8 protein-coding genes are annotated in these 6449 nt (G+C 73.6%); 2 read left to right on the forward strand and 6 right to left on the reverse strand.

What is annotated here, in order from left to right; genetic code table 11:
• Window positions 1-34: 34 nt before the first annotated feature.
• The 5 genes from tatC to ACIRG9_RS06380 all read right to left on the reverse strand — a co-directional run bounded on the left by tatC (window position 35) and on the right by ACIRG9_RS06380 (window position 3775).
• Entirely contained in the window at window positions 35-988 is a 954-nt protein-coding gene (gene tatC, locus ACIRG9_RS06360; RefSeq protein WP_402851037.1) for a twin-arginine translocase subunit TatC, read from the reverse strand.
• A gap of 17 nt (window positions 989-1005) precedes the next feature.
• Window positions 1006-1296, reverse strand: a complete 291-nt coding sequence (gene tatA, locus ACIRG9_RS06365; RefSeq protein ID WP_402851040.1) for a Sec-independent protein translocase subunit TatA — start codon at window positions 1294-1296, stop codon at window positions 1006-1008.
• A 217-nt stretch (window positions 1297-1513) separates the two neighbouring features.
• Complete coding sequence (locus ACIRG9_RS06370; protein WP_402851043.1) at window positions 1514-1762, reverse strand: hypothetical protein; 249 nt, start codon at window positions 1760-1762, stop codon at window positions 1514-1516.
• A 10-nt stretch (window positions 1763-1772) separates the two neighbouring features.
• Entirely contained in the window at window positions 1773-2780 is a 1008-nt protein-coding gene (locus ACIRG9_RS06375) for a helix-turn-helix transcriptional regulator (protein WP_402851046.1), read from the reverse strand.
• Window positions 2777-3775 (reverse strand): helix-turn-helix transcriptional regulator, encoded by a 999-nt coding sequence (locus ACIRG9_RS06380; protein WP_402851048.1) that lies wholly within the window; start codon window positions 3773-3775, stop codon window positions 2777-2779. Before ACIRG9_RS06380 ends, ACIRG9_RS06375 begins: the two co-directional genes overlap by 4 nt.
• 149 nt (window positions 3776-3924) lie before the next feature.
• Here ACIRG9_RS06380 and ACIRG9_RS06385 point away from each other — a divergent pair, with 149 nt between their 5' ends.
• Window positions 3925-4896 (forward strand): cation diffusion facilitator family transporter, encoded by a 972-nt coding sequence (locus ACIRG9_RS06385; RefSeq protein ID WP_402851051.1) that lies wholly within the window; start codon window positions 3925-3927, stop codon window positions 4894-4896.
• 76 nt (window positions 4897-4972) lie between these two features.
• A complete protein-coding gene (locus tag ACIRG9_RS06390; RefSeq protein ID WP_402851054.1) occupies window positions 4973-6058 on the forward strand; it encodes a DUF3866 family protein in 1086 nt (361 codons plus the stop codon).
• Between the two features lie 64 nt (window positions 6059-6122).
• Here the strand turns inward: ACIRG9_RS06390 and ACIRG9_RS06395 are convergent, their stop codons facing one another.
• Window positions 6123-6314 carry a hypothetical protein gene (locus tag ACIRG9_RS06395; protein WP_402851057.1) on the reverse strand — a complete coding sequence of 64 codons (192 nt, stop codon included), beginning with the start codon at window positions 6312-6314 and terminating at the stop codon, window positions 6123-6125.
• Window positions 6315-6449 lie beyond the last annotated feature (135 nt).

Genomic DNA, 6449 nt, shown 5'->3' on the forward strand with positions numbered 1-6449 from the left:
GGGCGGCCATTACGTCACATCCGGTCAATAGCTGTTACGTCATTTCGTCGTAGCGGCGTTCGATCGGCGCCGGTTTGGCGATCGGTTCCGGCGACTCGATCGGGGTGGCCGTGTCGACCCGCCGGACGGCCTCCACCGGCTCGGTGGACAGGTCCAGCGGCGAGACCTCGTCGTCGGCGACGCCCGCGTACATCTCCTTGCCCCGCCCGCGCCGCTTGTCGTTGAGGAAGGCAACCAGGACCGCGCCGAAGTAAAGCGCGGAGAGGCAGATGGCCAACGCGGTCATGCCGAACGGGTCGGGCGTCGGGGTGACCACCGCGGAGAAGGCGAAGAACACGAAGATCGCCACTCGCCACCAGCCCAACAGCCGCTTCGCGCTGGCCAGCCCGACGAAGTTGAGCATCAGCACGACCAGCGGGAACTCGAACGCCACCCCGAACAGCAGGATCAGGTTCGTGACGAACGAGATGTAACGCGTGATGTCGAGCGTAGTGGTGATGTCCCCGCCGCCCGAGACGTTGAGCAGGAACTCCAGGCCCTTGGACGTCACGAAGTACGCCAGCACCGCCCCGCCGGCGAACAGCGGCGCCGCCAGGGCGGTGAAGACGTAGGCATATCGCCGCTCGTGCTTGTGCAGGCCCGGCGCGATGAACGCCCAGAGCTGGTACAGCCAGACCGGTGCCGCGATGATCAGGCCGACCCAGAGCGCGACCTTCATCTGGAGCAGGAATAGGTCGGCCGGCCCGAGCTGGACGAAGTTGCACGTCCCGTTCGCCAACCGCGCCTTCGGCAGATCGCAGTACGGCTTCTGCAGCAGGTGCAGCACCCGCCCGGAGAGCCAGATGCCAAAGCCGAAGCCGACCACAATCGCCACCGAGGCGCGGAACAGCCGGTTGCGCAACTCACGGAAGTGTTCCATGAGCGTCATCGACCCGTCGGCGGCTCGCTCGAAGTTGCTCGAGCTGTGTTTCTTCAACGCGAAGGCCACGGTGGTGGGCCCTCCGGTCAGTTGTCGCGGACGCGCTGCACCGGGTCGACCGGCTGCTGCGGCTGCGGGGCGTACTGCTGCTGCGCGTACTGCTGCTGGCCGGCGTTCGGCGGAAGCGGCTGGTAGCCGGCCTGCGCGTCGGCCTTCTCGGCCAGGTCACCGTCTTCGTGCAGGCTCTTGGTCTCGGCCTTGATGATCCGCAGCGAGCGGCCCAGCGAACGGGCCGCGTCGGGGAGCCGCTTCGCGCCGAAAAGCAGGATCAGCACAACCACGAGTACGGCGATGTGCCACGGCCTGAGGGCACCCATGGGAAGCTCCAGTCGCTCAAGTGTCGGTGAGGGGTGGTCGGAGCCCATCGTACGTGCGTCACGGTGGGTTGCCACCCCGCCGGGCCTGTCAGTACAGGCCTGGTCGGTGAAGTCTCGACCAACCCGAAGTGTCCCGTCAACCACCCTACGCGGCGCGATTGTGCGCGCAACCACCGGCGAACGCGCACCTACCACGCACCCGACCGACGGGCGTCGATCAGCGCCCTGGCCTGGCCTTGATCAACGCCAGCCGCTCCTGCACGACGGCCGCCCGCTCCTGCAGCGCGCCGGCCCGCTCCTGCAGCCCCTCGGCTGCGGAGCGCAACGCCTCCGCCTCGGCCTGGCGACGTTGCAGCGCCACCGCGGCCCGACGCAGCCGGGGCAGCCGCGCCACCACCGACCGGACCGCCAGGGCCAGCACGACGAGCGCGAACAGGACGACCCCGAGCACGATCAACGTCACCACGGCAGTCAGCCTACTGGGTTCGGCCGGCCACCGCCGGGCCGGCGCGATCCGCCGGCGTCGCGTACGCGTCGAGCGCGGCGACCGCCTGGGCGCGGACCTGCTCGGCCAGCTCGGCCGGGGCGACCACGGTGACCTCCGGGCCCAGCCCGAGCACGAACCGCCGCGCCCAGCCCAGGTCGGTGACGCGCAGCGACACCAGCCACTGCTCGCCGTCGGCCTCGACCCGCTCGCACGGGTAGTACTCGGTGATCCACCGCTCGCCCCGGCCGATCCGCAGGACGATCGACGGCAGGTCGGGCGAGGGACGGAACACCCCGTCGCTGAGGTCGTGCGGGCGGGCCTGCGCCGGCACCACCGCTGGCTCGTCCAGCTCGGTGACCGCGTCGATCCGGTCGGCCCGGAACAGCCGGACCGCCTCGGCGCGGCGGCACCACGCCTCCACGTACGCGCGGCCGCCGACCATCAACATCCGCAGCGGGTCGATGGTCCGCTCCGTGGTCTCGTCCCGCGCGGCGGTGTAGTAGGTGATCCGCAGCGCCTGGCCGCGTTCCACGGCGGCCCGCAGTTCGCGTACCCGGGGGGAGTCGCCGGGCAGCCGCACCTCCACCGGGGCGCCGGCCAGGTCGCCGGCGGCGCCCTCGATCTTGGCGAGGGCCCGTTCCACGGCCTCCCGGTTGGCCACCCCGGGCGTCTCGGCGAGCATCCGCAGCGCCACCACCAGGGCGAGCGCCTCGTCCGGGGTGAGCCGTAGCGGCCGGTCGATGCCGGCGTCGTAGGTGATGGTGACCCGGTCACCGTCGAACGCCATGTCGATCAGGTCACCCGGGCCGTAGCCGGGCAGCCCGCACACCCAGAGCAGCTCCAGGTCCTCGCGGAGCTGCCGCTCGGTCACCCCCAGGTCCCGCGCCGCCTCGGCGATCTCGATGCCGGGGCGGGCCAGCAGGTAGGGCACCAGGTTGAGCAGCCGGGCGAGCCGGTCCGCCGAGGCGCGGCCACCCCGGGCCGCCGGCCGGGTCACCGCGCACCCCCGGCCGCCGCCAGCTCGTCGTGCCGGGCGGCGATCTCCTTCAACCGTTGGATGACCGCCTCCCGCACCTCCGGCGGCTCCAGCACCCGCACGTCCGGGCCGTACCCGACCACCTGGCCGGCCAGGTAGTCCGCGTCGGCATACGGCAGGACCAGCCGGTCGCCGTCCGGCCCGGAACTGGTCTCCGTCGCCCAGCGGCGCAGCCCGGCGGCCCGCCCCGGGGCGACCAGCACGGTCGCCCGGTTGGACCGCTCCACCGGCCCGGACCAGCGGGCCACGTGGCTGATCAGGTCCACGCCGGCGGGCGGCTCGTACGCCCCCGGGTCGCCGGTCACCCGGACCGTGCCCACCACTCGGGAGAGCCGGAAGCAGCGGGTGGCCGCCCGGTCCAGGTCGTGACCGACCACGTACCACCGGCCGCGCCAGCAGACCACGCCCCACGGCTGCAGCCGGCGGCGGGTCGGGGCGTCCCGGTCCGGCACCCGGTAGTCGAAGTTGACCTCCCGCCGGTCGCGGGCGGCGGCGGTCAGCGGGGCGAATGCCGGGTCGACCGTCACCATCGGCTCCAGACCCAGGGTGGCCTGCGGGTCCACGTCGATCCCGGCGGCACGCAGCTTCGCCAGCCCGGACGACGCCGCGGCGGCCAGGCCGGCGTGCTGCCACAGCCGCGCCGCGATGCCGACGGCGGCGGCCTCGTCGGGTTCGAGAGGAATGTCGGGCAGGGCGTACTCGCGGGGGGCGATCCGGTAGCCGGGCTCGGCGTCGAACACGCTCGCCGTCCCCGTCTCCAACGGCACCCCGAGCTCCCGCAGCTCGGCCTTGTCCCGCTCGAACTTACGCTGGAACGCCTCGTGGTCCTTGGCGTCCTCCGGATCGTGCTCGTAGCCCGGCACGGTCGCGGCGATCTGCGCGGCGGTCAGGAACCGTCGCGTGGACAGCAGACAGATCACCAGGTTGACCAGGCGTTCGGTACGGCTCCGCGACACGTGTGAACGCTAGCAGCCCGCGCGCCGGGAACGTGAACCCGCGCGGGCGCGCCGCGGCCCGGACCGTCACGGGCACCGTCCGCGCCCCGGCGACCGCCGGTGATTCCGCGCGCCGCGCGGGCCGTCCGGCCCGGTCATAGGCTGACCGCATGACCGAAGCCGAGGTCAAGACCGAGAGCGTCGGCACCGTCGTCGTGGCCGGCACGGCGAACCTCGCCATCGCGGCCGCCAAACTGGTCGCCGGCCTGCTCTCCGGCTCGGCGGCGATGCTCTCCGAGGCCGCCCACTCGGTCGCCGACACCACCACCGAGGCGCTGCTCTTCCTGGCGCTGCGCCGCGGGGCCCGCCCCGCCGACAGAGGGCACCCGTTCGGGTACGGCAAGGAGAGCTACGTCTGGGCGTTCCTCGCCGCGCTGTTCACGTTCGTGGTGGGCGCCGGCTTCGCCATCACCCACGGGGTGACCACCATCCTCGTGCACCAGCACACCGGCAACTACCTGGTGTCGTACGTCGTGCTGGTGATCTCCTTCGCGATCGAGTCGGTCTCCTTGACCCGGGCGGTCCGGCAGATCCGCCGGGAGTCCCGCCGCTGGCGGGCCACCCCGCGCCGCTATCTCCGGCTGACCGCCGACACCACCGTCAAGGCGGTCTTCCTGGAGGACTCCGCCGCCCTCATCGGTCTGCTCATCGCCGGTGTCGGCCTCGGGCTGTCCGAGCTCACCGGCGACGAGCTCTACGACGGGATCGCCTCGGTCCTGATCGGCGTGCTGCTGCTGGCGGTCGCCACCATCCTGGCCAGGAGCAACGTCTCGCTGCTCGTCGGCCGGGCCGTCTCGGAACGCATCCACCGGCAGATCGAGGAGGAACTGGAGGCGCTGCCGGCGGTGAACCGGGTCGACACCCTGATGACCATGCTGCTCGGCCCGGACGACATCCTGGTCGCCGCCAAGGTCGACTTCCACAACGACGCCACCGGCGCCGACATCGAGGCCGCCGCCGACGAGGCCGAACGGCGGCTGACCGAGCGCTACCCGGAGATCGAGTACGTCTTCCTCGACCCGACCCGCTCGATGCCCGGCACCGACGGCGGCGGCGCCCGGCGTACCCAGAACGAGAAGTGACCTCCGGCCGGTCCCGACCCGCGCGCCGGCGACCCGGCCGCGCCCCGGGCCGTCGTCGGCCGATAGCGTGCCCGGCATGGTGCGATGGCGGTCAGGCACGGTCACGGCGGTACGGCGACGGTGGGCCGGCGCGACAGAACTCGACGTCGACCTCGCCGACGGCGGCCGGATGCGGGCCCTCGCCTACCCGGCACTGGTCGGCGACCCGGAGCCCGGCGACCGGGTGCTGCTCAACGCCGGTGCCCTGCTGATGGGCCTCGGCACCGGCGGGTACGCGCTGGTCGTCGCCCTGCCCGACCGGCTCCCCGCCGACCCGCCGCAGGCCGTCGACACCCGCGCCGCCGGCCACCTGGTCAAGGCCCGCTACACCCCGCTGCAGCCGATCCTGCTCGGCGTCGACGAGGACGCCTCCCCGCACCACGACCTACTGGCCGCCGCGGAGAGCATCGACGGACTGCCGGTGGTCACCGCCGACCTGCACTCCGCCCTCCCGGCGATCCTGGCCGGCGTGCACGCCGACGCTCCCGACGCCCGCGTGGCGTATGTGCTCACCGACGGCGGGGCGCTGCCGGCCTGGTTCTCCCGCACCCTCGCCGGGCTCGCCGGCCACCTCGTCGGCACGATCAGCATCGGGCAGGCGTTCGGCGGCGACCTGGAGGCGAGCACCCTGCACAGCGGCCTGCTCGCCGCCCGGCACGTGCTCCGCGCCGACGTGGCGATCGTCGCCCAGGGCCCCGGCAACCTCGGCACCGGCACCCGCTGGGGCTTCTCCGGCGTCGCGGTCGGCGAGGCGGTCAACGCCGTCGCCGCCCTCGGCGGGCGGGCCGTCGGCTCGCTGCGCATCTCCGCCGCCGACCCCCGCCCCCGGCACCGTGGCGTCTCCCACCACAGCCTCACCGCGTACGGGCGGGTCGCCCTCGCCGCCGCGGAACTGGCCGTGCCGGACGGCCTCGATCCGGCCCTCGCGGCCGACGTGGCCGCGGCGCTGTCCCCGCTCGCCGACCGGCACCGGATCGTCACCGTGGCCGCCGACGGCCTGGACGCGGCACTGCGGGCCAGCCCGGTCGGCCTGTCGACGATGGGTCGCGGCCTCGACGCCGACCACGCCTACTTCCTCGCCGCGGCCGCCGCCGGCCGCCACGCCGCCCGCCTCCTCGGCTGACCACGCCATCCCGCCTCCGCAGAAGGGTGGTAGGTCGGCGCAGCCGGCGGGTGGACGGGTCCGCTCAGCCGGCGAGGAAGATCAACGCGAGCCAGGCGCCCACGATGAGAACCAGGATCGCCGCCAGCACCCAGGTCGGCACCTTGTGCTCGCCGCGGCGATTCTGCTCGATCTCGGCGCGGATCTTCTCCCGGCGCCGGTCGATCCAGTTGAGCTTCTCGGTGCCGTGGTCCCGGGAGGGTTCGGAAGTGTTCATCGCGACGCCAGCGTACCTGCGCGCCGGGGGGGCGGGGGGGCCCCCCCCCCCCCCCCCCCCCCAACCCCCCCCAAAACCCCCCCCCCCCCCCCCGGCCCCCCCCCCGGGGGGTGTCCACACCGGGGGGCGGGGCGG

This window comes from Micromonospora sp. NPDC093277 (assembly GCF_044765245.1).
Lineage (GTDB): Bacteria > Actinomycetota > Actinomycetes > Mycobacteriales > Micromonosporaceae > Micromonospora.